Source organism: Mesorhizobium sp. B2-2-3, assembly GCF_006442405.1.
In the GTDB taxonomy this organism is placed as follows: Bacteria; Pseudomonadota; Alphaproteobacteria; order Rhizobiales; family Rhizobiaceae; genus Mesorhizobium.
Map to the genome: position 1 here is coordinate 141,508 of NZ_VFWC01000011.1, position 24,107 is coordinate 165,614.

Below are 24,107 nucleotides of genomic sequence, written 5' to 3' on the forward strand. Positions count from 1 at the left end.
ACTTACCAAACAAGCTGCCGTACAGGCGGCATCGAGCGAGGCTGACCTTGGCCGCTAGGCAACGCAAGGGAGGGACACTGCGGCGTCACTCACCAGTTGCGGTTCAGCCACTCACGCGACGGCCGCTCGATGACATAATAGCTGCAGAGCGCGCAGGCAAAGACCCCAGCCAGCATCAGCCATGGGTCGCTGCCTCGCTCATAGACGAATTTGTAGAATGGCTGCTGCCACAGATAGAGCGAATAGGACCATAGACCCAGCGTCGCCATAGGCCAGGACGACAGCAGTCCAGAAAACAATCTCGTGCTGAAATCGAGAGCGTTGACGGCAAGCGCCAGGAGCGGCACGGCGACCAGATAGTGGATCGGGGTTGGTACCGGGTCCATGAACAGAAGCACCGCCGCGATGGCCGCCGCCACCGCCACATAAGGGCCCTTCAACAGGGCCGGCAGCTTGCCGTCGGTCTTCAGCAGGCAGATGGCGGCCGACAGCAGGATCGACGCAATATGCACGTCGGTGCGCCAGTATGTGGTCTCGTAGTCCATGTGCAGGAACCAGTACGAAACCGCACCGTTTGCCATGGCCAGCACCGCCAGCACCAGGAGCAGCGGGATGACGCGGCTACGGCTTGCGACAAGTGCGCTGATCGCTGCCAGGATGATGTAGGCATGCTCTTCGACACAGAGCGACCAGATGTGGTCGAGCGCGCCGGCGCGGTTCACGAGAATTCCGGCATAGTTGTAGGTGAATGTCAGCGCCGTCAGCGCCGCCTTCCATTTGAAGGCGACGAACGTGCCCGACAGCGCAATCATCGAAACGATCACGAACACCAGCAGCGCGGGATAGATGCGGGAGAAGCGGCGCTTGAAGAATTTCTTCAGCGGGTAGCGCTCGACGAACAGGATCTCGGCCATCAGCCGGCCGCTGAGCACGAAGAAGAATTCGACGCCCAGTACGCCGAGATTGATCCCTGCAACGGGAAAGAAATGGCCGATGAGCACCAGCGCGATCGAAAGTCCGCGCCAGCCGTCGAGATAGGCCAGTCTTGTCCTGGCGGATCTGTCGGCGACGGATCTTGGCGGCACAACATGCGTCGCGGAGATGTCGGTCATGCCGCTCCCTTCGCATTGAAACATGCGAATAGGGTCGCAGGTCGTGATGAACACTCCGAACCCGGCTCGCGTTTGATCGCCGGCATAGTGCAGTGCAATATTGCTTTGTGCAAGTGCGAGATTGCCACAATGCGCCCGTCTGCGGAAAAGGGGCGAGAAGTCCCTCTCCTGCCTGACAGGAGCAGGAAGGAATCAGGCGTTGGCGGCGGCCACCGCGCGCTTGGCCATGACCGCGACCAGATTGGCACGGTAGTCGGCGGAAGCGTGGATATCGCTCATCAGCTTGGTCGCCGGCACCTTGACGCCGTCGAGCGCCGAAGCCACGAAGTCCTTCGCGAGCGCGGCCTCGATCTCCTTCGAGCGGAAGACGCCATCGTCGCCGGCCCCGGTCACGGCCACCCTGACGCCGTCCTCACCCTTGGCCACGAACACGCCGACAATGGCGTAGCGGGAGGCCGGATTGCGGAATTTTTTATAGGCTGCCTTTGCCGGCGCGGTGAAGGTGACGGCCGTGAGGATTTCGCCGTCCTCCAGCGCCGTCTCGAACAGGCCCACGAAGAACTTGTCGGCCGCGATCTGGCGCGTGTTGGTAATGATGGTGGCATTTAGCGCCAGCATGGCCGCTGGATAATCGGCCGCAGGGTCGTTGTTGGCGATCGAGCCGCCAATCGTGCCCCTATAGCGCACTGCCGGATCGCCGATCAGCGATGCCAGATGCGCGAGCGCCGGGCAGGCCTGTTTCAACTTGTCGTCGCTGGCAACATCGAAATGCGTGGTGGCGGCGCCGATCGTGACTGCCCTGCCGGACACTGTCACCCCTTGCAACTCCTTGATCCGCGACAGGTCGACGACATCGGAGGGGGCCGCCAGCCGCGTCTTCATGGCCGGGATCAGGGTCATGCCGCCCGACAGCAACTTGGCGTCGCCGCCCGTGACGAGCTTCGCGGCATCGGCGACTGAGGCGGCGCGGTGGTAATTGACTGCGTACATTTGGAGGCTCTCCCTGGTGAAGAGTGGATAGTCAGTAGTCAGTAGTCAGTAGTCAGTAGTGATTAGTGAGTAGGCATTGGTCGGTAATGTGGTGAATAGCGGGTGATCCATTGCCGCGGCAACCGCGTTTTTGTTCACTACTCACTCTCCTTTCAGTGCTTCGCCGCACGGATCGCGGCCCACACCGTAGACGGCGAAGCCGGCATGGCGATGTCAGAGATTCCTATGGCGTCGGTGATGGCGTTGATCACCGCCGGCGGCGAGCCGATAGCGCCGGCCTCGCCGCAGCCCTTGATGCCGAGCGGATTGCCCGGACACGGCGTGTTCGAGGTCGAGACCTTGAACGAAGGCAGGTCATCCGCGCGCGGCATGGTGTAGTCCATGTAGCTCGCTGTCAGAAGCTGGCCGTCGGCATCATAGTGGGCGCCTTCGAGCAGTGCCTGGCCGATGCCCTGCGCGATGCCGCCATGCACCTGGCCCTCGACGATCATCGGGTTGATGATGTTGCCGAAATCGTCGGCCGCGACGAACTGGATAATCTCGGTCGTTCCGGTCTCCGGATCGATCTCGACCTCGCAGATGTAGCAGCCGGCCGGAAAGGTGAAATTGGACGGGTCGTAAAACGCCGTCTCCTTCAATCCCGGCTCCATGCCACCGGGCAAATTATGAGCGGTATAGGCCGCCAGCGCCATCTGGAACCACGGCACGTTTTTGTCGGTGCCGGCGACCTTCAGCGCGCCGTTCTCGATGACGATGTCGCCCTCGTCGGCCTCGAGCAGGTGCGCCGCGATCTTCTTGGCCTTGGCCTCGACCTTGTCCAGCGCCTTGGCAATCGCCGACATTCCGACCGCGCCCGAGCGCGAGCCGTAGGTACCCATACCCATCTGCACCTTGTCAGTGTCGCCATGGACGATCGAGACGCTGTCGATCGGCACCCCAAACCGTTCGTTGACCAGTTGCGCGAAGGTCGTCTCATGGCCCTGGCCATGGCTGTGCGAGCCGGTCAGCACCTCGATGGTGCCGGCGGCATTGACGCGCACCTCGGCCGATTCCCAAAGGCCGACGCCGGCGCCGAGCGAGCCCACCGCGGCCGACGGCGCCAGGCCGCATGCTTCGATGTAGCAGCTCATGCCGATGCCGCGCAGCTTGCCGTTCCTGGCGGCCTCCGCCTTGCGTCCGGCAAAGCCGGCATAGTCGGCGGCCCCCATCGCCGCGTCGAGCGAGGCGCCATAGTCGCCGGCGTCATAGTTCATGATGACCGGCGTCTGGTGCGGAAACGTGGTGATGAAGTTGGTCCGCCGAAGCTCCGCCGGCGAGACGCCGAGTTCCCGCGCCGCGGTCTCCATCGTGCGCTCGATGAGATAGGTGGCTTCGGGCCGCCCTGCCCCCCTATAGGCATCGACCGGTGCTGTGTTGGTGTAGACCGTGCGGACATTGGCGTGGATCGCCGGGATATCGTACTGGCCCGACAGCAGCGTCGCGTAGAGATAGGTCGGCACGCAGGACGAGAACAGCGACATGTAGGCGCCGAGATTGGCCAACGTGTCGACCTTGAGGCCGGTGATCCTGTTGTTCTTGTCGAAGGCCATTTCCACTGTCGAGACATGGTCGCGGCCATGCGCGTCGGAAAGGAAACTTTCGGTGCGGTCGGCTACCCATTTCACCGGCACGCCGGTTTTCTTGGACGCCCAAAGGCAGACGATTTCTTCTGGATAGATGTAGATCTTGGACCCGAAGCCGCCGCCGACATCGGGCGCGATGACGCGCAATTTGTTTTCCGGCGCGATGTTGTAGAAGGCGCTCATCACCAGCCGGGCGACATGCGGGTTTTGCGAGGTCGTCCAGCAGGTATAGTGGTCTTCTGCCCTGTCGTAGTGGCCCAGCGCTGCCCGCGGCTCCATGGCGTTGGGCACCAGCCGGTTGTTGACGATTTTCATGCGGGTGACGTGGGAAGCCGCGGTGATCGCCGCGTCGGTCGCCTTGGCGTCGCCGATCTCCCAGTCGAAGATCAGGTTGTTTTCGGCTTCCGGATGGAGTTGCGGAGCGCCCTTTTCGAGCGCCTTCGTCGCATCCACCACCGCCTCGAGTTCATTGTAGGTGATCTCGACCGCTTCGGCGGCGTCGCGCGCCTGGCCCTTGGTGTCGGCGACCACGACGACGACCGCATCGCCGACATAGCGAACCTTGTCGACCGCCAGCGGCGACCAGGCTCCCATCTTCATCGGGGAGCCGTCCTTGGAATGTATCATCCAGCCGCAGATGAGATTGCCGATGCCATCGGCCTTCAGCTCCTTGCCGGTCAGCACGCCGATGACGCCCGGCATGGCTTGAGCCTTGTCGACCTCGATCTTCACGATCTGGGCATGCGCGTGCGGGCTGCGCACGAAGGCCGCATGCTTCATGCCGGGTACCACCATGTCGTCGACATAGCGACCGGCGCCGGTGATGAACCGCTTGTCTTCCTTGCGCGCCACGCGAGCGCCAACACCTTCAATGCCCATCAGAAATTCCTCCCGAATTGTAAGGCAGTAGGTGAGTAAGGCAGTAGGGCAGTAGGGGAATTGGCTCTGGTCCGTACTGCCGTACTGTTCATCTCACGCCGCTTGCCTGACCTTGCCGCTCATCCCCTCCGATGCGGCGAGGATCGCCTTGACGATGTTGTGGTAGCCGGTGCAGCGGCAGATGTTGCCCTCGAGCTCTGCGCGCACCGTCGCTTCGTCGAGGCCCTCGGGGTGGCGCTTGATCATGTCGGCCGCCGTCATGATCATGCCCGGCGTGCAGAAGCCGCATTGCAGTCCGTGATGCTCCGTGAACGCCGCCTGCACGGGATGCAGGTCGGCACCGTTGGCAAGTCCCTCGATCGTCACCACGCTCGATCCGGACGCCTGCACCGCGAGCATCGTACAGGACTTCACCGCCTTGCCGTCGACATGGACGACGCAGGCGCCGCATTGCGAGGTGTCGCAACCGACATGGGTACCGGTGAGACCGAGATTCTCCCGCAAGAAGTGAACCAGCAGCGTCCGGTCCTCGGCCGCACCGCGGACCTGTTTTCCGTTCACCATCAACGAAACGTCCGACATGAATCCTCCCTGGGTATCACCTTGGTCATCACGCTGCCGACGCGGTGTTGGCTTCGGCCATGCGTTATTCGTACACCGCACAAGCCGTAAAAAACAGCGCAGCGCAAAGCCGGATCATTGTACTTTCGGCCATGGCAGGGCGAAACACGCATTGCCCTCGCCCCATTGCCAAAATGCCGATTGGCGGCAACAATGGCTTTCGACGTTGGCGCAAGAAGCACATCAACAGCCGCGCACAGGCAGCGTCGGAGGAAATGCGGGAGAACGTCGCTGACCGTTTCACGGACGCGCTACGCATGCGGTTTGTCGGCGCTGACCACGGACGAGCCCGACCCGGACGTCTTCGCACGCGCGGTGGCGGCGGAGGCGGCCGCCATCGAGGCCGGCTTCGCCCTGTTATTCTTTTCCCAGCGCCTTGTCGAGGCCGGCGCCCTTTCGCGCGCAATCGCGGCTCATGCGCCGGCGCTCCACTACGCCGGCTGCTCGACCGCCGGCGAAATCACGCCGCAGGGCCTCGAGGAGGGCCATATCCTCGCCATGCTGCTCCCTTCGGCGTCGTTTACCGCGGTCAGCACCACGGTCGACAACCTGTCGTCATCGGGCTTGGACAGGGTCACTGGTGATGTCGAGGATCTGCGGCGCACGCTGTATGGGCGCATCGGCGGCGAGCGGGCTGGGAACACCTTCGCGCTCTGTTTCATCGACGGACTGTCCTATGCCGAGGAAGCGGTGAGTTCGGCCATCCATTGGGGCCTCGATGACATACCACTGCTCGGCGGTTCCGCCGGTGACGACCTGAAATTCGAGACGACGAGCCTGATCTCCAACGGCAAGGTCACCTCCGACAGCGCCATCATCGTGCTGGTCGCCACGGAAATCCCTTTCCATGTCTTCAAGACCGACAATTTCGTTCCCACCGACGAAAAGCTGGTGGTCACCGCCTCCGATCCCGATCACCGCATCGTGCGCGAGTTCAATGCCACCAATGCGGCCGAGGAATATGCCGCTTCGGTCGGCATCGTCGCGCAGACGCTGACGCCGCTGAGCTTCGCCTCGCATCCGGTGGTGGTGAAGGTAGGCGGTGAATATTACTGCCGCTCCATCCAGAAGATGCATGCGGACGGCTCGCTGTCGTTCTTCTGCGCCATCGACGATGGTGTCGTGCTGTCGATCGCCCAACCCAAGGACATGGTGGAATCGACCCGCGCGGCTCTGCTCGACGTCGAGGCGAGGCTTGGCGGCATCGACATGATCATCGGCTTCGACTGTGTCCTGCGCCGGCTGGATGCGCGCAACCGCCAGGTCTTTCGCGAGATTTCCGAACTCTACCGGGTCAACAACGTCATCGGCTTCGGCACCTATGGCGAACAATACCGGTCGATGCATCTCAACCAGACCTTCACCGGCATCGCCTTCGGCGAGCGCCCGGCCGCCGAGTGAGCGCTGCCGTGCCCCTCAAGGACATAGACGATCCCGACAGGCTGAAGAAGATCAACGCTGCGCTGGTCAGCCGCGTCGAGCGCTCGATGGACCAGCAAGGCAACGCTTTCTCGCTGTTCCAGACCGCGATCTCACTGGAAAGCAGGGTACGCGCCCGCACCGAGGAACTGCACTCGACCTTGCGGCGGCTGGAACAATCGAACATCGACCTCAGCGCCGCCAAGGAAAATGCCGAGCAGGCGAACCTGTCCAAGACCCGCTTTCTCGCGGCGGCCAGCCACGACGTGCTGCAGCCGTTGAATGCGGCGCATCTGTCCGTCTCCGCCCTTGCCGAAGTGCAGACCAGCGACGAGGGCCGGAAACTGGTACGGCAGGTCGAGCGCTCGCTGGAGACGATGGAGGACCTGCTGCGCACGCTGCTCGACATCTCCAAGCTCGATGCGGGTGTGGTCCAGCCCGACATTGGCGACGTCAGCCTGGAGGCGCTGTTCTCGTCGCTGCGGTCGGATTTCCAGCCTGTGGCCGAACTGAAGGGCCTGTCGCTGAAATTCCGCGCCGTCAACGCAGTGGTTCGCTCCGATCGCACGCTGCTGCGCCGCATCCTGCAGAACATCCTCTCCAATGCGCTGGGCTACACCCGCTCGGGCGGTGTCCTTGTCGGCACCAGGCACCGCGGCGATGCCATCCGCATCGATGTCGCCGACACCGGCTGCGGCATTCCCGACGACCAGCGCGAGGCGGTGTTCGAGGAATTTCATCGCGGCATCATGCCTGCCAATGCCGAACTCGCCGGCGGCGGCCTCGGCCTTGGGCTGGCCATCGTGCGGCGCATCGCCGGCGCGCTCGGCCATCCCGTGACGTTTTCCTCGAAGGTCGGTCGCGGCACGATTTTTCACATCGATGTCCCCGTCGGCATCGGTGCCACGGCGGACGCCGTCGCCAGCGCTGCAAGCCTGGAGCGGCCGCGCGGCTACGGCTTGTTCGGCACCAAGGTTCTGCTGGTCGAGAACGATGTCGAGGTGCTGCAGGCGATGACCTCGTTGCTCGAACGCTGGCAATGCCTGGTGCGCGCCGCGACCTCGACCGACGACGCGCTCGACATGCTCGGCGACACGGACTGGGTGCCCGACATCGTCATAGCCGACCAGCATCTCGACGGCGGCGATCTCGGCACCGCCACCATATCGAAGGTCCGCCGCTATCTCGGCCGCGCGGTGCCGGCGCTGATCGTCACCGCCGACAGTTCCGAAGCCGTCGCCAAGGCGGCGCGGGCCGGCGGCATCGAGTTGATGCGCAAGCCGCTCAAGCCCGCGCAACTAAGGGCGCTGCTGGCACATCTGCTGGCTTAGACCTGCCCCTCAAAACCCCGCCTGATCCCTGAAAAGCTCCGCATTATCAAGCTTCGAAACCTCGATCACCGCTTGCGTGCGGCTGTAGACGTTGAGCTTGCGCAGGATCTCCGAGACGTGCGCCTTGACTGTGGTCTCGCCCACTTGCAGCTCATAGGCGATCTGCTTGTTGAGCAGGCCCTGGCGTAGCATCTGCAACACGCGCAACTGCTGCGGCGTCAATGTCGAAAGGCGCTGCACCATGTCGGCGCGGTCGGTGCTGTCGGCGTCGGGCGGGCGGCCCTCATAAGTTTCCGGAACATAGATGGCACCTTCCATCACCGAGCGTATGGCGTTGGCCAGATCGCTCTTGCGCGCCGATTTCGGGATGAAGCCGGCAGCACCGTAGGACAGCGCCTCGGAGATGATCTTGGGCTCCTCGTATCCGGACACGATGACCACGGGCAGGCGCGGATAGCGGGTCCGAAGCTGCAGCAACCCCTCGAATCCGTGCACGCCGGGTATGCTGAGATCGAGCAGGGCAAGGTCGAACGGCTTTGTCCCGGCCAGCAGGTCGAGTGCTTCGGCGATCGACCGCGCCTCCACCGTGTCGACCTCCGGATAGGCCATCTGAACGGCGCTGTGCAGCGCCTCGCGAAACAGCGGATGATCGTCGATGATCAGGAACCGGGCGCTGTCAGTGGCTGCTGTCATGTGGCTCGTTTCGGTTTGCCGGCCGCAGCATAATCCCGCGACCATGGCCGACTTATTGGCAAATAGTCTATCCCAACGGAGGATGCATCGCCGCGAAAGTGATGGAAACTCCGGATTCCTTATACGGGCCGGCAAGCCAATGCTTTATGAAAAGCGACGCCTTGCCCGACCCCTTAATTCGGCCGAAGGTGCCCGCGACCCCGACATCCAACAGCAGAGACAGACCATGACCGCCTTTGTCCTCCCCGCTCCGCCAACGCCCTCGGTCGCGGTGGCCGGCTCGAACGAACGATTTGCGGTGCGCCGCATCTTTTGCGTCGGGCGCAACTACGCCGCGCATATCAGGGAGTTCGGCAATGACGAGCGCGATCCACCCTTCTTCTTCACCAAGCCCGCCGATGCGGTGGCCGACTCCGGCGCCACGATCCCCTACCCGCCGCTGACGACCAACCTGCACCATGAGATCGAACTGGTGGCCGCGATCGGCAAGCCGGGCTTCCGCATCCCGCGCGCCCAGGCGCTGGATCATGTCTGGGGCTATGCCGTCGGCATCGACCTCACCCGCCGCGATCTCCAGGACGAAGCCAAGAAAGCGGCGCGGCCCTGGGACTGGTCGAAGGCTTTCGACCGCTCCGCGCCGTGCGGTCCTCTGGTTCCCGCGCAAAAATCCGGCCATCCGAGCCAAGGCCGTATCTGGCTGGCCGTCGACGGCAAGGTCCGGCAGGACGCCGACCTCGCCGAGTTGATCTGGCCGATCTCCGACATCGTCTCGATCTGCAGCGAAGGCATGGAATTGCAGCCAGGCGACCTCATCTTCACCGGCACGCCGGCCGGCGTCGGCGCGGTCAACCCTGGGGAGACGATGACCGGCGGCGTCGACGGCATCGGCACGATCGAAGTGACCATCGGCCAGCCAAATCGGTGAGTGCATGAGCGACATCGTCCTTCACAACTACTACCGCTCCTCCACCTCCTACAGGGTGCGGATTGCGCTGGAGATGAAGGGGCTGACCTATGACTACGTGCCGCATCACCTGCGCCATGGCGAGCATCTCGAACCGGCCTATCTCGCGGTCAACCCGCAGGGCCTAGTGCCGGCGCTGATCCTGGGCGACGGCACCCTGCTGACGCAATCGCTGGCGATCATCGAATTTCTCGACGAGACGACGCCCGAACCGCCTCTGCTGCCGAAGGACGCAGTTGGGCGCGCCCGTGTCAGGATGCTGGCGCAGATGATTGCCTGCGATATCCATCCGGTGAACAATCTGCGTATCCTGACCGCGCTGCGAACCCTGTTCGGCGCCGGCGACGAGGATGTCGCCAAGTGGTTCCGGCACTGGGTCAAAGAGGGTTTCAAGCCACTCGAAGACCTGTTGATGGCTTCGCCCGAGACCGGCACCTTCTGCCACGGCGACACGCCGGGGCTGGCCGATATCTGCCTGGCGGCACAAGTCACCAGCAATGCCCGTTTCGGCGTCGATATGGCGCCCTACCCGACGATCTCGCGCATCAACGCCGCTTGCATGGCCCTGCCGGCCTTCCAGAACGCCGCGCCGCAAAACCAGATCGATGCCGAGTAACCTTCATTCGGCGACGCGCAGCGTCGCCATCGGCGTATGCCCAAACGGCCGACTTGTCTGGCGGAATCGATTTCCGCTTGACCGGCCAGGGAATCGGCTATCGTTTCCCGAAGTGCGCGCAAGGTGGAGTTGCCGATGAAAGCCGTCGTCTTCGAAAAATTCGGCGAGGCGCCGACGATCCAGACCGTTCCCGATCCGAAGCCGGCGCCGGACGGCGTCGTCATCAAGGTCGAGGCGACAGGCCTGTGCCGCAGCGATTGGCACGGCTGGATGGGCCATGACGCCGATATCCGCTTGCCGCATGTCCCCGGTCACGAGCTGGCCGGCGTCGTGGTAGCCGCCGGCAAGCAGGTGACCCGCTGGAAGGCTGGCGAGCGCGTCACCGTCCCGTTCGCCGTCGGCTGCGGCCATTGTTTCGAATGCACGTCCGGCAATCACCAGGTCTGCGAGCACCAGTCCCAGCCGGGCTTCAACGCCTGGGGCTCGTTCGCCGAATATGTCGCCATCGAGCACGCCGACACCAACCTCGTGCGCCTGCCCGACGAGATGGAATTCGCCACTGCCGCCAGCCTCGGCTGTCGCTTCGTCACCTCGTTCCGCGCCATCGTCGACCAGGGCCGGGTGAGGCCGGGCGAATGGGTGGCGGTGCATGGCTGCGGCGGCGTCGGCCTGTCGGCGATCATGATCGCCAGCGCCATGGGTGCCAATGTCATCGCCATCGACCTCACCGAAGAGAAGCTGGACTTTGCCAGGAAGATCGGCGCGGTGGCGACCATCAACGCGGCGACGACCCCGAACGTCGTCAAGGCGGTCAAGCAGATCACCAATGGCGGCGTGCATATGTCCATGGATGCACTCGGTCATCCCACGACCTCGTTCAATTCGATCGCCAATCTGCGCCGGCGCGGCCGCCATGTGCAGGTCGGCCTGATGCTGGGCGATCACGCCCGCCCGCAGGTTCCGATGGACAAGGTGATCGCGTTCGAGCTCGAAATCCTCGGCAGCCACGGCATGCAGGCCTACCGCTACCCCGCGATGATGGAGATGATCCGCACCGGCAAGCTGAAACCCGAGCTTCTGGTCGGCAAGAAGATCAGCCTTGAGGAAGCGCCGGCTGCACTGATGGCGATGGGCGGCTTCGAAGGCATCGGCATCGGTGTGGTGACGAAGTTTTAGCCAGCGGCGCCGGTTGCGGGCCGTGGCAAATCCCGCCTGGCAAACTTTTTGGCGCCGAATACGCACAGCACCACGCCGAGCGTGATGACGACCATCAGGGGGCTGACCTGTTCATGCAGCAGGGACGCCGCCAGGGCGAGGCCAAAGAAGGGCTGCAGCAGTTGCAACTGCCCCACGGCGGCGATGCCGCCTTGCGCGAGGCCGCGATACCAGAACACGAAGCCGATCAGCATGCTGAACAGCGAGACATAGGCAAGCCCGATCCATGCATTGGTCCCGACCGTGGCGAAGGACGGTGGCAAGGTGACCAGGGTCACCACCAGCATGACCGGCAGTGACAGCACCAGCGCCCAGCAGATCACCTGCCAACCGCCCAGCCTGCGCGACAGCGCGGCGCCTTCTGCGTAGCCCAGGCCGCAAACGACGATTGCGGCGAGCATCAGTGCATCGCCAACCGGCGAGGCCGTCACGCCTTGCGCAAGGGCAAACCCGCCCACCAGCGCGCTGCCGAGGCATGAGAACAGCCAGAAGGCCGGTCTCGGCCTCTCGCCCCCGCGCAGCACGCCGAAGATCGCGGTCGCCAGCGGCAGCAGGCCGACGAAGATGATGGAATGAGCAGAGGTGACATGCTTCAGCGCCAAGGCTGTCAGCAAGGGAAAGCCGACCACCACACCCAACGCGACGATGACAAGCGACATCAGGTCATGACGCTCCGGGCGCTTCTCGCGGAAGACGAGCAGCAGCGCGAGGCCAAGCAAAGCTGCTATCACCGCGCGCGCCGACGTCAGGAATGTCGGATCGAGATCCATCACCGCCATGCGCGTTGCCGGCAAGGAGCCGCTGAAAATCAACACGCCGATGAATCCGCTCACCCAGCCGCTCGTCGTCTTGTCCATTGCAGGCACTCCATCCGTTGCGCCCTCTATCGGGCCCATACCCATGGCGTCACCAGAGACAATGCAGTACAATTCAACAAAACTGTAATGGTTTGCCGGAAGGTACAGATGAACGTATCAGCGAGATTCGACAACAGCGGAACCCTTGTCGAAGGCGTCATGTCCACCATCCGCCAGCGAATTGCCGCGCGCAGCCTCACGCCCGGCGCCCGATTGCCCTCGATCCGCGCCTTCGCCAAATCCATGCAGGTTTCCAAATCGACAGTGGTCGAGGCCTATGAGCGACTGGCGGCGGAAGGCGCGATCCGTTCCCGGCCAGGCTCCGGCTTCTATGCCGCCGGATCGCTGGCGCCGCTGTCGCTGGCCGAGATCGGCCCCCGACTCGATCGCGCCGTCGATCCGCTCTGGGTTTCGCGGCAGTCGCTGGAAGCGGGCGATGAGATGCTGAAGCCCGGCTGCGGCTGGCTGCCCGCCTCGTGGATGCCGCAGGCAGCGCTACGTCGCGCGCTGCGCAACGTGGCGCGCGCCGATGATGTGGCCCTTGCCGACTACGGCACGCCGCTCGGGCTGCCGCCGCTGCGCCAATTGCTGGCGCGGCGCATGGCCACGCATGGCATCGAGGCTTCCCCCGAACAGGTCATGCTGACGGAATCGGGCACGCAGGCCATCGACCTCCTGTGCCGGTTCCTGCTCGAACCCGGCGATACAGTGCTGGTCGACGATCCCTGCTATTTCAATTTCCACGCACTGTTGCGTGCCCATCAGGCCAAGGTCGTCAGCGTCCCCTATACGCCATCGGGACCGGATATCGACTTGTTCGCGCAGGCGCTGGCCGAGCATCGGCCGCGCCTCTACATCACCAACTCCGCCATCCACAACCCGACCGGCGCGATCCTGTCGCCGGTCACCGCGCACCGGCTGCTCAAGCTCGCCGATCAATCGGACCTGACCATCGTCGAGGACGACATCTTCGCCGATTTCGAACACACTCCTGCCCCGAGGCTTGCGGCTTTCGACGGTCTCGAACGTGTCGTCCATATCGGCAGTTTCTCCAAGACGCTTTCGGCCTCGATACGCTGCGGGTTCATCGCCGCGCCCCGTGACTGGATGGAAGGGCTGGCCGACCTCAAGATCGCCACCACTTTCGGCGGCGGGCGGCTCGCGGCCGAATTGGTGCTGACCCTGCTCAGGGATGGCAGCTATCGCAAGCATATGGACCTGCTGCGCGCCCGGCTCTCACGTGCCATGATCGAGACAAGCGCTCGGCTGAAGGCGATCGGGATCACGCCCTGGATCGAGCAGCCTGCCGGTCTGTTCCTCTGGTGCAGCCTGCCGGATGCAGTGGACGCAGCCGAGACTGCCCGCCGCGCGCTTGCGGCCAATGTCGTGCTGGCGCCCGGGAACGCGTTCAGCCTGTCGCGATCAGCCAGCCGATTCCTGCGCTTCAACGTTGCGCAATGCGAAGACGAGCGGATTTTCAAGGTGCTGGAGGCAGCCATGCCGCGTTGACGGCCGGGGCGCGGCTTGCGCGATCAGGACTTCACGCAAATCTCGCGCACACAACTCCGCAGCCAGCGCTGCGCCGGATCGGCATCGAGCCGCGGATGCCAGAGCATGGAAATGGTGACCGCCGGAATGTCGACCGGCAGGGAAAAAGTCTGCATGCCGGCGCGCGCGCCTTGCGTATGCCGCTCGGGCACGCTGGCGATCAGTTCCGAGGCGCGCGCCATCGCGAGCGCGGCCGAAAAACCGGAAGTCATGCACACGACCATTCGTTGCAATCCGAGCCGGCTCAAGGCCTCGTCGATCGGCCCCCTTTCGCGGCCCCGCCGCGAAACATTGATGTGGCGGCCGGCCGCATAGCGTTCCGGCGTCATCGCGCCCTGGCCGAGCGGATGGCCACTGCGCACCGCGCAGACGAAACGGTCGCGAAAAAGCGCCTGGATGCGCACCTCCGGCCCGGTCTCGCCGGCCACACCTACTTCCAGGTCGATCGCCGCTTCGCGCAGTGACGCCATGTCCTTGTCCGACTTCGGCGCGAAACGCAGCCGCACGCCCGGCGCATCGGCCTGGATGCGGGCGATCAGGCGCGGCCCGAACTCCTCGACGAAGCTTTCATTGGTGCGCAGCGTGAAGGTCCTCTCCAGGCCCGGCAGATCAAGCAGCCTCGCCGGGCGCAGCAGCGTTTCCGCATCCTGAACCACACGACCGACCTGCTGGCGCAGTTCCTGCGCGCGTGGCGTTGGAACCAGACCGCGACCGGCCCGCACCAGCAGCGGATCTCCCGTCGCCGCGCGCAGGCGCGCCAGCGTGCGGCTCATCGCCGAGGGGCTGAGCCGTAATCGCGTCGCCGCACGCGCCACGCTGCCTTCGTCCAGCAGGACATCGAGGGCGACGAGCAGGTTGAGATCGGGCGGCGACATGGTTCGATCCTAGCACGAAATCCGCTGATGTGGCGTGCAACGCACGAATAGAATGCAAATGCTGCGCGTTCCGCCACATCATACAAACGATTAGATCTTCGAAGCTTCGACCTGAAGCCGACAAAGGGAGATCGCCGTGGCAGTCACTGAGCAACATCGCAACGAGCACGCATCGGTCGCACAGAAAATCCCATCGGCTGGATGGGCGCTGGCGAGCCTGTCGCTGGCCACGCTGCTGTCGTCGCTCGGCACCAGCATCGCCGGCGTCGGCCTTCCCTCGCTGATGCAGGCATTCGATGCCTCGTTCCAACAGGTGCAATGGGTCGTGATTGCCTATCTGCTCGCCATCACCATCCTGATCGTCAGTGCCGGGCGCCTCGCCGACATGCTCGGCCGGCGGCCGCTGCTGCTTTTCGGCATCGCGCTGTTCACATCGGCGTCGGTGCTCTGCGGCCTCTCGCCGGCTTTGTGGCTGCTGATCGCGGCGCGGGCGGTGCAAGGGCTTGGCGCGGCGCTGATGATGGCGCTGACATTGGCCGTTGTCGCCGAGACGGTGAGCAAGGCCAGGACCGGCAGCGCCATGGGCCTGCTCGGCGCCATGTCGGCCATCGGCACCACGCTCGGCCCTTCCATAGGCGGCCTGCTGATCGCCGCTCTCGGCTGGCGTTCGATTTTCCTGGTCAACGTGCCGCTCGGCATCCTGACCTTTGCAATGGCCTGGCGTGCTTTGCCTGCCGGCAACCGGACGGCGTGGACCGGCCAAGCCGGCTTCGATGGTTTGGGCACGGGCCTGTTGGCCTTGACATTGGCGGCCTACGCGCTGGCGATGACACTGGGTAGAGGCAGTTTCGGGCTCATCAATCTCGGCCTGCTGGTCGCGGCTGGCATCGGCATCTTCCTGTTCGCCACTGCGCAAAGGATGGCGAAAAACCCATCGGTCGAGCTTTCCGCCTTCCGTGATCTCTCGCTGAGCGCCAGCCTGGCCATGAACCTGATCGTTGCCACCGTGATGATGGCGACTTTGGTGGTTGCGCCGTTCTATCTCTCGCGCGGGCTCGGACTGGAGGCGGCAAACGTCGGACTGGTGCTCTCGACAGGCCCGCTGGTCTCTGCGCTGTCGGCGTTGCTTGCCGGACGCCTTGCCGATCGCTTCGGAGCCAAAAGGATGATGGTCGCGGGCCTGCTCGGCCTTGCCACGGGCACGTTCCTCCTGTCCCTGGCGATAACGACACTCGGCATCGCCAGCTATGTCGTCCCCATCACCGTGACCTGCTTCGGTTATGCCCTGTTCCAGACAGCGAACAACGCCGCCGTCATGAGCAGCGTCGGCGCCGGTCAACGCGGCGTCATCTCCGGCCTGCTCAATCTGTCGCGCAACCTTGGCCTCATTACGGGCGCCTCCGTCATGGGCGCCATATTCGCCGCCGCATCGGCCGGAGGACGCGAAGCCATCGGCCAAGGCATGCTGACGTCAGCGGCGGCGGCCAGCGGAATGCAGGTGACCTTCCAGACGGCAACGGCACTGGCGGTGGCGGCGCTGGCGCTCAGCCTTTTGCCGAGCCGGCGGGCGGAGAATGCCTGACGAAGATCAATTCAGGGGGCTTGGGCGAATGCCGCTCAGGCCCCTGCCCGCTTGCGGCGCTCATAGAGCATGACCAGCGTCTCGGCCGTCAGCGCCGGCTTTTCCTCGCCCTCGATCTCGACGGTGTTGGCGGCCTTCATCAGGTATTGGCCCGGCCCCCTGTCCTCCATGGACAGCAGCGTGGTGCGCAGCCGGATGCGTGCGCCCACCTTGACCGGCGCCAGGAAACGCACCTTGTCGAAGCCGTAATTGAAGGCGGCCTGCGTGTTCTCGGGCACGATTCCCATGCCGAGCGCCAGCGCGCCGATGATCGACAGCGTCAGATAGCCATGTGCAATCGTCGTGCGGAACGGGCTTTGCCGCCGCGCCCGTTCGGGGTCGACATGGATCCATTGATGGTCGCCGGTGCATTCGGCGAACTGGTTGATACGGTTCTGGTCGACTGTCGTCCATTCCGAGACGCCAAGCTCCTGCCCGGACATCGTCCTCAACTGCTCGTAGGTCGGCGGCGTCTTAGGCCGTATTTCGGTCATTCCTGTTTTCCCGATGGCTTCCAACGCTTCCGGACCACGAACCGGCGGCCTCTGTCAATTCGCCCTGCATGATTCCGTTCCGCCGGGACCGACGCGAATCCTGGCATGGTCCTACGTCAAGCCGTGTTCGCCCGGCCTTGGCATTTGAGGGTACCCATGGTGTAAAAGCATGGCGGCCGATGAAAGAGCATCCGAACAAAACTACGCCTGGCGCAGGGTTGGCAGGCAACCGGTCTTTGTCACGCAAGCTACTTCTTCTCGTAGCCGGCGCGGATTTCCTCCATCGCCTCCTTGATGCGCATGCGCAGGATGTCGACCGATTCGGTGCCGGATGTCCTGACCAGTTCGGCCACTTCGCTGGCATTCTTCAGCGTGGTCTCGAAGGATTTCCTGGCGAACTCAGTCTGCTTGGCCATCAGGTCCTGCGGCGTGCCGGGCGCTCTGTAGCCTTGCGTCATGTCGGCAATTTCGCGCAGTGTGTCCTGCAGCATCTCGCGTTGCCTGGAGAACAGCGACGACGCGCCGGCGGCACTTGCCCGCGCCGATTTCTCCAGCGCTTCAAGGTTCTTGCGGTGGTGCGCGAGGATTGCCTCGACATCGACATTGGGCAGTTTCAGATCGCGGCCGAACCGGCCGAACATGTCCGTGAAGGAATCGGAATCCGGTTGTTTGGCCATGCTCATCTGCTCCCCTGTTGCCGCGACTGCTGATGCCCCGCCCATGAGAATAGGGCATGGCGTGCGCCCGTCAATTGACGAGAAACAGCCGCTCCGCGGTGTAAAGCACGATGCCGGCCAGACCGCCGATGATCATGCCGTTGAAGCGGATATATTGCAGGTCCCGGCCGATATTCATCTCGATCAGCCGCGTCAGCTGCGCCAGGTCCCAGCGCTTGACCTGGTCGGCGATGAATTTCGATACGCCGCTCTTCTGGCTCTCGACGAAAGAGGACAGCGCCACCACGAATCCCTGGTTCATGTCGGCCCTGATCTTGGCGTCTCCGGCCAGATGCCGGCCGACCTCGACGAACATGTTGGCAAGATGCGCGCGGATGATCGATCGCGGCGCCTTGGCATCCTGCTCGATGAACAGGCTGAGGCTTTCCCACATGTCGCCGGCCAGCGCCTTGACTTCCGGCCTGGCGAGGAAATCGCGCTTCAGCTTCTCGGCGCGCCTTGCATATTGCTTCGACGTTCTCAGCCGCTCGACGAAGCCCTGTGCGAAACGATCGAATTCTGCGCGCATCGGGTGCTCGGGATCGGCTCTCACCTCGTCGAGCAGCGAACCGGCCGAGGCGACGATCTTCTTCAGGAGATAGGCGTCGGCCCTGAACAGGTTGAACAGCGACGGCAGTTCCTCGCGGATCTTTTCGCGCATGGTCGTCAGCGCCTGTTCATCGTTGAGGAACCGGCCGATCACCTTGATGAACTCATCGAACAGCCTCTGGTGACGGCGATCGTCGGTCAGGGCCGAGAGCAATTCGGCCGCCAACGGCGCCAGCGGCACTTTTTCGATCTGCTCCAGCATCCGGCTGGTGACGAAGCCGCGCAGCCCCGATTGCTCGACGGCGGCAAGCGTCTGCGGAACCAGGCGCACGACGAAACGCGACAGGCCCGCGGCACGTTCGGAATCGGCCAGCCAGTCGGCGACGAGCGCCGAGAAATCGACCTCGGCCAACTTTTCGCGCACCGGCTCGGGGGCAAGGAAATTGGCTTCGATGAAACGGCCGAGACTATCGGCGATACGGTTCTGGTTCTCGGGAATGATCGCGGTGTGCGGGATCGGCAGACCGAGAGGCCGCTTGAACAGCGCGACCACCGCATACCAGTCGGCCAGGCCGCCAATGGTCGCCGCCTCGGCAAAGGCGGCGACGAAGCCGAGCCAGGGATAGGTGCTCTCGAAGGACTTGGCCAGAGCGAACACGGCGACGCAAAGCGCAAGTGCCGCCGTGGCGACGAATTTGGTCCGCCGCAGCATTGTAAGCTTGGCATGCGCGTCGGCATCGTATCCGCCGGAAGCCAGGGCCGTGGCTGATTGTGACATGTCAGAGCCGCTCCTCGTCGATCTCTGATCTATTTAGAGCATTCCAGGAAAGGTGTGTAACGCTGTTCTCTGGAAAAGCGCCTGGCGCTTTCCCCAGGGAATTGTGTGAAAACAAAGAGTTAGGGCGGTCGGCCATTCTGCCAATCACTGGACCGCTCTGGTGTTTCGCCCGAGAAAATGCGCGTGACAGCCGATTCGGCCCGCGTCTTGCCGCCTTGCGCACACAAAGTTGACGGGAATATTCAGCTATTAGGCGAAGCTAGTCTGGAATTATTCCAAGGTATAGGCCATATTCCGCCGAGGCCAGTGTGGCGAATCCGAAAGCTCGGAGCAAAGCCGCACCAGCAAAGTTCAAAATCTGGCGTGATCGCAGCTCGCCGGCGCTTTGTGAGGACAAGATGCGACTTACCCGCCAGACCAATTACGCCATGCGCATCCTGATGTATTGCGCGGCCAATACCGATCGGCTGAGCCGCATCCCCGAGATCGCCGCCGCCTATTCGGTGTCGGAGCTTTTCCTGTTCAAGATCCTCCAGCCACTGGTCGAGAATGGCCTTGTCGAGACGGTGCGTGGCCGCAATGGCGGCGTCAGGCTTGGCCGTGCCGCGGAATCGATCAACCTGTTCGACGTCGTGCGCGTGACGGAGGAAAGCTTCGCCATGGCCGAGTGCTTCGAGAACGACGCCGCGGAATGCCCTCTGGTCGACAGTTGCGCGCTGAATTCCGCGTTGCGCGAGGCGCTCAACGCCTTCTTCGCGGTCCTTGCCCGCTATACGATCGCCGATCTCGTGGCGGCGCGTCCGAACGTGCGCAACCTGCTCGGCATTGACCTGCTGGAGCGCCGCGCACCGGCGGCCTGATCCGGTTCGCCGCAGGCTGGACCTGCGGCGAACGTCCAGAATCTAGGCCGCTGCCAGAATCTAGGCCGCTGATTGAGGCAGCACGAACGGCATATTGCCGGCTGGCAGGACTCCAACCTTTAAGCGGCAACCGAATACCCTTTCGATCAGATCGTCGCTCAGCACATCCTGCGGCGAACCGGTGGCGGCAAGCCGGCCGCGGTGCATGACGAAAATCCGGTCGGCATACATCGCCGTCAGGTTGAGGTCGTGCAGGATGGCAACCACGCCGCCGCCCCTTCTGGCGAAGTCGCGGGCAATGTTCATGATGATCAGCTGGTGCTTGATGTCGAGGCTGGACACCGGCTCGTCCAGGAACAGATAGCGCGGCTTGCCGTCGAGCACCGGCGCCCAGATTTGGCACAGCACGCGGGCGAGTTGAACGCGCTGCTGCTCGCCGCCGGAAAGCTCCTGATAGAAGCGGCCGGCGAAACCGTCGAGGTCGACACGCGCCAGCGCCCGTTCCGGCAGGCGTTCGTCCTCGCCCGGCAGCACACCTGAGCGGCCTCCGACAAGGCCGAGCCTGACAATCTCGCGCACAGTAAAGGGAAACGACAAGGTCGTCGCCTGCGGCAGCACCGCGCGCAGCGTCGCCGCCTCGACTGGCGTTATCGTCGAGAGCTCGCGGCCGTTGATGGCAATCCGGCCGGTATGCGCGAGTTCCCCCGACAGCGCCTTGAGGAAGGTCGTCTTGCCCGACCCATTGGGGCCGACAATGGCCGAAATCTCACCCGGCCTGACCTCGAAATCGACGCCGGCGACAATGCCTTTCCTGCCGATCGCCACCGAAACATCGCGCGCTTCGATCATGAAACACCCCTACAGGTCGATGACGCCGCGCTTGCGCAGCAGGATCCAGAGGAAGAACGGCGCTCCGGCGATCGCCGTGACGATGCCGATCGGCAGTTCGGCGGGCGCCACGATGGTGCGCGCGACCGCGTCCGCCAAAAGCAGCAGCGAGGCGCCGAGCAGCGCCGAGGCCGGCAGCAGATAGCGATTGTCGGGGCCGATCAGCAGGCGCAGCAGATGCGGCACCACGATGCCGATGAAACCGATGCCGCCGCTGACGGCGACGGAGGCGCCGACCGCCGCCGAGACGCCGACGATGGCCGTGTACTTAAGCCGCTGCACCGGAATGCCGAGATGGCCGGCGGTCGCCTCGCCCAGCGCCAGCGCATTAAGGCCGCGAGCCAGGAACGGCATCGCCGCCAGCGAAAGCACGATGACCGGGCCGACAGAGCCGATCTTCTGCCATGTCGCACCGGCCAGCGAGCCGAGTTGCCAGAAGGTCAGGTCGCGCAGTTGCCGGTCGTCGGCCATGAAGATCAGGATACCGGTCAGCGCCATGGCAAGTGCGGCCAGCGCCAGGCCGGCAAGCAGCATGGTGGCGACGGATGTGCGGCCCTGCCGCGTCGCGACCTTGTAGAGCAGCAACGTCACCGACAAACCACCGCCGAAGGCCGCCAGAGGAAGGGTCAGCGCGCCGAACGAGGCGGTCACCGGCGACAGCACGGTCGTGCCGAGCACGATGACGGCCGCCGCGCCGAGGCTGGAGCCCGCCGAAACACCGATAAGGCCGGGGTCGGCAAGCGGATTGCGGAACAGCCCCTGCATGACCGCGCCGGACACCGCGAGGGCGGCCCCGATCAGCACGCCGAGCACGACGCGCGGCAGCCTTATGTCATAGACGATGAGGCGATCTCGCGCGCTCATCGCCACGTCGCCAGGCGCTGCGCCGAACAGCCAGTCGCCGACGACCTTGACGGCGGAGGCATCCGAGGCGCCGGAGGTCAGCGACAGCAATACCGCTGCCGCAAGCATGACGCAGGCGAGCGCGATGACCAGACGGGCGCGCCCGGAACGGTCACCGGCGCTGGCCATCTTCCTCTCCGCCGGCCTGGCGATCGACTGGTCGACCATGCCGCTCAGTCCGTAATCTGCGTGCCATAGAGCGCGGCGGCGAGTTCGTGGACGGCGTCGGCCGTGCGTGGTCCGAAGCCGAGCAGATAGCCGCCGTCGATGCGGATCAGCTTGCGCGCGGTTCCGGCCGGCGTCGAGGCGATCGATGCGTTGCCGAACAGTTCATCGTCCGATACCGGCGGCCCGGCATTGCTCATCATCAGGATCGCGTCCGGCCTGGCGGTGACAACAGCCTCGTCAGACAGTTGCTTGTAGCCGGAGAAGCCTTCGATCGCGTTGACGCCGCCGGCCAGCTTGATGATGCCGTTGGCCGCGGTGTCGCTGCCGGCCGCCATGATCTTGCCGCCCTGCATCGACAGCACGAACAGAACGCGCTTGCGCTCCTCGATCGAGGCCGTCTGCTTTTCCGCCGCCTGCAGCTTGGCATCGATCTCCCTGGCCAGCGCTTCGGCCTTGGCGTCGGCGCCGAGCGCCTTGCCGACCACGCGGACCTTTTCGAGGATGCCTTCACGGTCGTACCGGTCAGGCACTTCGATGAAGGGGATGCTCGTCTTCTTCAGCACATCGAGCGCCTCCTTGGGGCCGCTGCCGTGCAGCGCCAGCATGCCCGAAGGGTTGACCGACAGCACACCCTCCGGCGACAGCTGGCGCATGTAGCCGACATCTGGCAGGTCGAGAGCTGCTTTCGGATAGCGGCTGGTGGAATCGCGCGCCACAAGATGCTTTTCCTCGCCGAGCGCATAGACGATCTCGGTGATCGAGCCGCCGATGGACGCGATCCTGGTGGGATCGGCGAAGACGGAGACACCGTCGCCGGCGTTGGCCGGCTGCGGTGCGCCGAAGGCAAGGGAAAGACCGAGCATCGGGCCAAGCATCGATCCGCGCACAACCATCAATCCGGTGAGAAGACCCATCATCGTTTCCTCAGGCTGCGGTCGGGCTTGGAATGCGCGGCAGGTTCTCGGCCAGGAAGCGCCAGTCGTCGCGCTCACCCTCTCCTTCATGGCGCTTGCCGAAGAACTGGATGATCATGTTGCCGCCGGCGTCGTAGACCTCCAGCGACGTAACATGGCCGTCCTTGGTCGGCTTGCGCACGGCCCAGACCTCATGAATGTGGTCGGTGCGCAGGTGCAGATGGAAGGTCTCGTCCAGCACATTGATCCATGGCCCCATTGGCTTGATCGACTTGACCGGACCGGAATGGATTTGGATACAGCCACGGTTTCCCACAAAGCACATGATCGGCATCTCGCCCTCGGCGGCACGATTGAACATGGCTCTCACCGCATCATTGTCGAGCAGCCATGCATAGTCCTGGCCCACCATGCGCACCGCCTGGCGGCGGCTGAGCTTCAACGTCTTCAGCATGCCGAAGAACTGATGCACGTCGGTCAGCCGGCTCCAGCGATCGCGCAGATCGTCGAGATTCGCGGTCGTTGTCACCGCCTCGCCTTCGTTCTCGGCGGCTGGCCCCGAAATGGCGACCAGTGGCTCCTGGTTCGGCGATTCCAGCGAAGCGACCAGTTTCTGATAGGCATAGAGGTTTGACCCCGGCCGCAGATGCACCTTGTGCACCGCCTCGCCCGCCGCGTCGAAGAATTGCAGGCTGCGGCGGATGTCGTCGCCGTCGCGTTTTTCCACGGCAAAGCCGTGCGCCCATATTTTCGGGAAAATGCGCAGGTCGATGTTCTCGCCCAGCACCATGGCATTGTGATTGCCGGTGACGACCTTGTCGTAGGCGCCGATCTTTTCATGCACGGCGCTTTCGTTGCGGGTGAGCGCCATCACCTCGCCGACGGCTTCGAGGCCGGTCAGAAGATCGTTGACGCGTGGCTCGACGCGAACGACACCGTCGCCGCAATGCGCGGCCACCAACTCAGCCTCCGAAATGCCAAGCTGTGCGGCCAGATCGCGCTCGCGCGTTTTCGGATTATCCGTCCGCGCCCGCCGGATTTCGTGCGGGGTGGGTTTTACGCGCTGGTCCATTGTCCTGCTGCCTTACGCTTACTTGTTGAGGATGAGCTTGCCCTGACGGGTGATCTTGAGCCGGTAGAGCGCGCCGTGATGCTCGATGCCGATCTCGTGCTCACCTTGGAACAGCGTGTTGCTCGACAGCGTCCGCACCGCCAGCTGAACGCGGTCGAAGCGGGCGGAAGCATCGTCGGACCGGCGGACGCGATAGCGGAAGTCGTTGGGATTGTGCGTGTTCATGTGGATCGGTCCTTTCCTGTGCCGGGCGTCTGGCTAGGCGTTTGCGTAATCCGATTCATTCTTGACTTGAATAATCATGTTTACTAGTCAGTGCAATACCGGATTAAATTAGTCAAGATTTAAGACGCGAATACGATCACAAATGCCAGCCAGCCCCAGGCCAGCCCGCATCGAACC

The 24,107-nt window shown here is 63.9% G+C and carries 23 protein-coding genes; 8 read left to right on the top strand and 15 right to left on the bottom strand.

Features of this window, described 5'->3' with window-relative positions; translation table 11 throughout:
• Positions 1-89: 89 nt before the first annotated feature.
• The 4 genes from FJ951_RS20970 to FJ951_RS20985 form a co-directional block, all read right to left on the bottom strand.
• Positions 90-1,112 (bottom strand): acyltransferase, encoded by a 1,023-nt coding sequence (locus FJ951_RS20970; RefSeq protein WP_140517169.1) that lies wholly within the window; start codon positions 1,110-1,112, stop codon positions 90-92.
• 192 nt (positions 1,113-1,304) lie between these two features.
• The gene (locus FJ951_RS20975) at positions 1,305-2,102 is read right to left on the bottom strand and encodes a xanthine dehydrogenase family protein subunit M (protein ID WP_140517171.1); all 798 of its coding nucleotides are present in this window, start codon (positions 2,100-2,102) and stop codon (positions 1,305-1,307) included.
• Between the two features lie 152 nt (positions 2,103-2,254).
• Positions 2,255-4,603 carry a xanthine dehydrogenase family protein molybdopterin-binding subunit gene (locus FJ951_RS20980; RefSeq protein WP_140517173.1) on the bottom strand — a complete coding sequence of 783 codons (2,349 nt, stop codon included), beginning with the start codon at positions 4,601-4,603 and terminating at the stop codon, positions 2,255-2,257.
• Between the two features lie 93 nt (positions 4,604-4,696).
• Positions 4,697-5,185 (bottom strand): (2Fe-2S)-binding protein, encoded by a 489-nt coding sequence (locus FJ951_RS20985; RefSeq protein ID WP_140517175.1) that lies wholly within the window; start codon positions 5,183-5,185, stop codon positions 4,697-4,699.
• Between the two features lie 303 nt (positions 5,186-5,488).
• Between FJ951_RS20985 and FJ951_RS20990 the strand changes: the two genes are divergently transcribed.
• Positions 5,489-6,625 carry an FIST signal transduction protein gene (locus FJ951_RS20990; protein ID WP_140675765.1) on the top strand — a complete coding sequence of 379 codons (1,137 nt, stop codon included), beginning with the start codon at positions 5,489-5,491 and terminating at the stop codon, positions 6,623-6,625.
• Between the two features lie 8 nt (positions 6,626-6,633).
• Positions 6,634-7,974, top strand: coding sequence for a hybrid sensor histidine kinase/response regulator (locus FJ951_RS20995; RefSeq protein WP_140495725.1), 1,341 nt, complete (start codon positions 6,634-6,636; stop codon positions 7,972-7,974).
• Positions 7,975-7,983: 9 nt separating this feature from the next.
• Here FJ951_RS20995 and FJ951_RS21000 read toward each other — a convergent pair whose 3' ends face one another.
• Entirely contained in the window at positions 7,984-8,667 is a 684-nt protein-coding gene (locus FJ951_RS21000; protein ID WP_140517180.1) for a response regulator transcription factor, read from the bottom strand.
• 226 nt (positions 8,668-8,893) lie between these two features.
• On the opposite strand from FJ951_RS21000, the gene FJ951_RS21005 reads away from it, so the two are divergent.
• From FJ951_RS21005 to FJ951_RS21015, 3 genes are all read left to right on the top strand, one after another.
• The gene (locus FJ951_RS21005; protein ID WP_140517182.1) at positions 8,894-9,592 is read left to right on the top strand and encodes a fumarylacetoacetate hydrolase family protein; all 699 of its coding nucleotides are present in this window, start codon (positions 8,894-8,896) and stop codon (positions 9,590-9,592) included.
• A 4-nt stretch (positions 9,593-9,596) separates the two neighbouring features.
• Positions 9,597-10,247 (top strand): maleylacetoacetate isomerase, encoded by a 651-nt coding sequence (gene maiA / locus FJ951_RS21010; RefSeq protein WP_140517184.1) that lies wholly within the window; start codon positions 9,597-9,599, stop codon positions 10,245-10,247.
• Between the two features lie 135 nt (positions 10,248-10,382).
• Positions 10,383-11,423 (top strand): zinc-dependent alcohol dehydrogenase family protein, encoded by a 1,041-nt coding sequence (locus FJ951_RS21015; protein ID WP_140517186.1) that lies wholly within the window; start codon positions 10,383-10,385, stop codon positions 11,421-11,423.
• Here the strand turns inward: FJ951_RS21015 and FJ951_RS21020 are convergent.
• On the bottom strand, positions 11,420-12,319 hold the full coding sequence (locus FJ951_RS21020) for a DMT family transporter (protein ID WP_140517188.1): 900 nt from the start codon (positions 12,317-12,319) through the stop codon (positions 11,420-11,422). The genes FJ951_RS21015 and FJ951_RS21020 overlap by 4 nt on opposite strands.
• Positions 12,320-12,427: 108 nt before the next feature.
• Between FJ951_RS21020 and FJ951_RS21025 the strand changes: the two genes are divergently transcribed.
• Positions 12,428-13,828, top strand: a complete 1,401-nt coding sequence (locus FJ951_RS21025; RefSeq protein ID WP_140517190.1) for a PLP-dependent aminotransferase family protein — start codon at positions 12,428-12,430, stop codon at positions 13,826-13,828.
• 23 nt (positions 13,829-13,851) lie between these two features.
• Here FJ951_RS21025 and FJ951_RS21030 read toward each other — a convergent pair whose 3' ends face one another.
• Positions 13,852-14,742: a LysR family transcriptional regulator gene (locus FJ951_RS21030; RefSeq protein ID WP_140517192.1), complete on the bottom strand. Its 891-nt coding sequence runs from the start codon at positions 14,740-14,742 to the stop codon at positions 13,852-13,854.
• A 136-nt stretch (positions 14,743-14,878) separates the two neighbouring features.
• Here FJ951_RS21030 and FJ951_RS21035 point away from each other — a divergent pair, with 136 nt between their 5' ends.
• The gene (locus FJ951_RS21035) at positions 14,879-16,324 is read left to right on the top strand and encodes an MFS transporter (protein WP_140517194.1); all 1,446 of its coding nucleotides are present in this window, start codon (positions 14,879-14,881) and stop codon (positions 16,322-16,324) included.
• Between the two features lie 35 nt (positions 16,325-16,359).
• Here the strand turns inward: FJ951_RS21035 and FJ951_RS21040 are convergent, their stop codons facing one another.
• The 3 genes from FJ951_RS21040 to FJ951_RS21050 form a co-directional block, all read right to left on the bottom strand.
• The gene (locus FJ951_RS21040) at positions 16,360-16,857 is read right to left on the bottom strand and encodes a MaoC family dehydratase (RefSeq protein ID WP_140495716.1); all 498 of its coding nucleotides are present in this window, start codon (positions 16,855-16,857) and stop codon (positions 16,360-16,362) included.
• Positions 16,858-17,105: 248 nt separating this feature from the next.
• A complete protein-coding gene (locus FJ951_RS21045; protein ID WP_140517196.1) occupies positions 17,106-17,534 on the bottom strand; it encodes a phasin family protein in 429 nt (142 codons plus the stop codon).
• 70 nt (positions 17,535-17,604) lie between these two features.
• The gene (locus FJ951_RS21050) at positions 17,605-18,900 is read right to left on the bottom strand and encodes a DUF445 domain-containing protein (RefSeq protein WP_140517198.1); all 1,296 of its coding nucleotides are present in this window, start codon (positions 18,898-18,900) and stop codon (positions 17,605-17,607) included.
• 398 nt (positions 18,901-19,298) lie between these two features.
• Here FJ951_RS21050 and rirA point away from each other — a divergent pair, with 398 nt between their 5' ends.
• Positions 19,299-19,760, top strand: coding sequence for an iron-responsive transcriptional regulator RirA (gene rirA / locus FJ951_RS21055; RefSeq protein ID WP_140495713.1), 462 nt, complete (start codon positions 19,299-19,301; stop codon positions 19,758-19,760).
• Positions 19,761-19,820: 60 nt separating this feature from the next.
• Here rirA and FJ951_RS21060 read toward each other — a convergent pair whose 3' ends face one another.
• The 5 genes from FJ951_RS21060 to hemP are packed head-to-tail and all read right to left on the bottom strand — an operon-like array spanning position 19,821 to position 23,930.
• Positions 19,821-20,609, bottom strand: a complete 789-nt coding sequence (locus FJ951_RS21060) for a heme ABC transporter ATP-binding protein (RefSeq protein ID WP_140517200.1) — start codon at positions 20,607-20,609, stop codon at positions 19,821-19,823.
• Between the two features lie 9 nt (positions 20,610-20,618).
• A complete protein-coding gene (locus FJ951_RS21065; RefSeq protein WP_140517202.1) occupies positions 20,619-21,719 on the bottom strand; it encodes an iron ABC transporter permease in 1,101 nt (366 codons plus the stop codon).
• 5 nt (positions 21,720-21,724) lie between these two features.
• Positions 21,725-22,633 carry a hemin ABC transporter substrate-binding protein gene (locus tag FJ951_RS21070; protein ID WP_140517204.1) on the bottom strand — a complete coding sequence of 303 codons (909 nt, stop codon included), beginning with the start codon at positions 22,631-22,633 and terminating at the stop codon, positions 21,725-21,727.
• A gap of 10 nt (positions 22,634-22,643) precedes the next feature.
• Complete coding sequence (locus FJ951_RS21075) at positions 22,644-23,705, bottom strand: hemin-degrading factor (RefSeq protein ID WP_140517206.1); 1,062 nt, start codon at positions 23,703-23,705, stop codon at positions 22,644-22,646.
• Positions 23,706-23,723: 18 nt separating this feature from the next.
• On the bottom strand, positions 23,724-23,930 hold the full coding sequence (gene hemP / locus FJ951_RS21080) for a hemin uptake protein HemP (RefSeq protein ID WP_140517208.1): 207 nt from the start codon (positions 23,928-23,930) through the stop codon (positions 23,724-23,726).
• Positions 23,931-24,107 lie beyond the last annotated feature (177 nt).

Bases quoted from the DNA above. Each gene is read 5' to 3' on its own strand.
- FJ951_RS21060 (WP_140517200.1), bottom strand. From the start codon at position 20,609: ATGATCGAAGCGCGCGATGTTTCGGTGGCGATCGGCAGGAAAGGCATT.
- FJ951_RS20975 (WP_140517171.1), bottom strand. From the start codon at position 2,102: ATGTACGCAGTCAATTACCACCGCGCCGCCTCAGTCGCCGATGCCGCG.
- FJ951_RS20970 (WP_140517169.1), bottom strand. From the start codon at position 1,112: ATGACCGACATCTCCGCGACGCATGTTGTGCCGCCAAGATCCGTCGCC.
- FJ951_RS21015 (WP_140517186.1), top strand. From the start codon at position 10,383: ATGAAAGCCGTCGTCTTCGAAAAATTCGGCGAGGCGCCGACGATCCAG.
- hemP (WP_140517208.1), bottom strand. From the start codon at position 23,930: ATGAACACGCACAATCCCAACGACTTCCGCTATCGCGTCCGCCGGTCC.
- FJ951_RS21065 (WP_140517202.1), bottom strand. From the start codon at position 21,719: ATGGTCGACCAGTCGATCGCCAGGCCGGCGGAGAGGAAGATGGCCAGC.
- FJ951_RS21030 (WP_140517192.1), bottom strand. From the start codon at position 14,742: ATGTCGCCGCCCGATCTCAACCTGCTCGTCGCCCTCGATGTCCTGCTG.
- FJ951_RS21020 (WP_140517188.1), bottom strand. From the start codon at position 12,319: ATGGACAAGACGACGAGCGGCTGGGTGAGCGGATTCATCGGCGTGTTG.
- FJ951_RS20980 (WP_140517173.1), bottom strand. From the start codon at position 4,603: ATGGGCATTGAAGGTGTTGGCGCTCGCGTGGCGCGCAAGGAAGACAAG.
- FJ951_RS21075 (WP_140517206.1), bottom strand. From the start codon at position 23,705: ATGGACCAGCGCGTAAAACCCACCCCGCACGAAATCCGGCGGGCGCGG.
- FJ951_RS20985 (WP_140517175.1), bottom strand. From the start codon at position 5,185: ATGTCGGACGTTTCGTTGATGGTGAACGGAAAACAGGTCCGCGGTGCG.
- FJ951_RS21070 (WP_140517204.1), bottom strand. From the start codon at position 22,633: ATGGGTCTTCTCACCGGATTGATGGTTGTGCGCGGATCGATGCTTGGC.
- FJ951_RS21045 (WP_140517196.1), bottom strand. From the start codon at position 17,534: ATGGCCAAACAACCGGATTCCGATTCCTTCACGGACATGTTCGGCCGG.
- FJ951_RS21005 (WP_140517182.1), top strand. From the start codon at position 8,894: ATGACCGCCTTTGTCCTCCCCGCTCCGCCAACGCCCTCGGTCGCGGTG.
- FJ951_RS21050 (WP_140517198.1), bottom strand. From the start codon at position 18,900: ATGTCACAATCAGCCACGGCCCTGGCTTCCGGCGGATACGATGCCGAC.
- rirA (WP_140495713.1), top strand. From the start codon at position 19,299: ATGCGACTTACCCGCCAGACCAATTACGCCATGCGCATCCTGATGTAT.
- FJ951_RS21000 (WP_140517180.1), bottom strand. From the start codon at position 8,667: ATGACAGCAGCCACTGACAGCGCCCGGTTCCTGATCATCGACGATCAT.
- FJ951_RS21025 (WP_140517190.1), top strand. From the start codon at position 12,428: ATGAACGTATCAGCGAGATTCGACAACAGCGGAACCCTTGTCGAAGGC.
- FJ951_RS21040 (WP_140495716.1), bottom strand. From the start codon at position 16,857: ATGACCGAAATACGGCCTAAGACGCCGCCGACCTACGAGCAGTTGAGG.
- maiA (WP_140517184.1), top strand. From the start codon at position 9,597: ATGAGCGACATCGTCCTTCACAACTACTACCGCTCCTCCACCTCCTAC.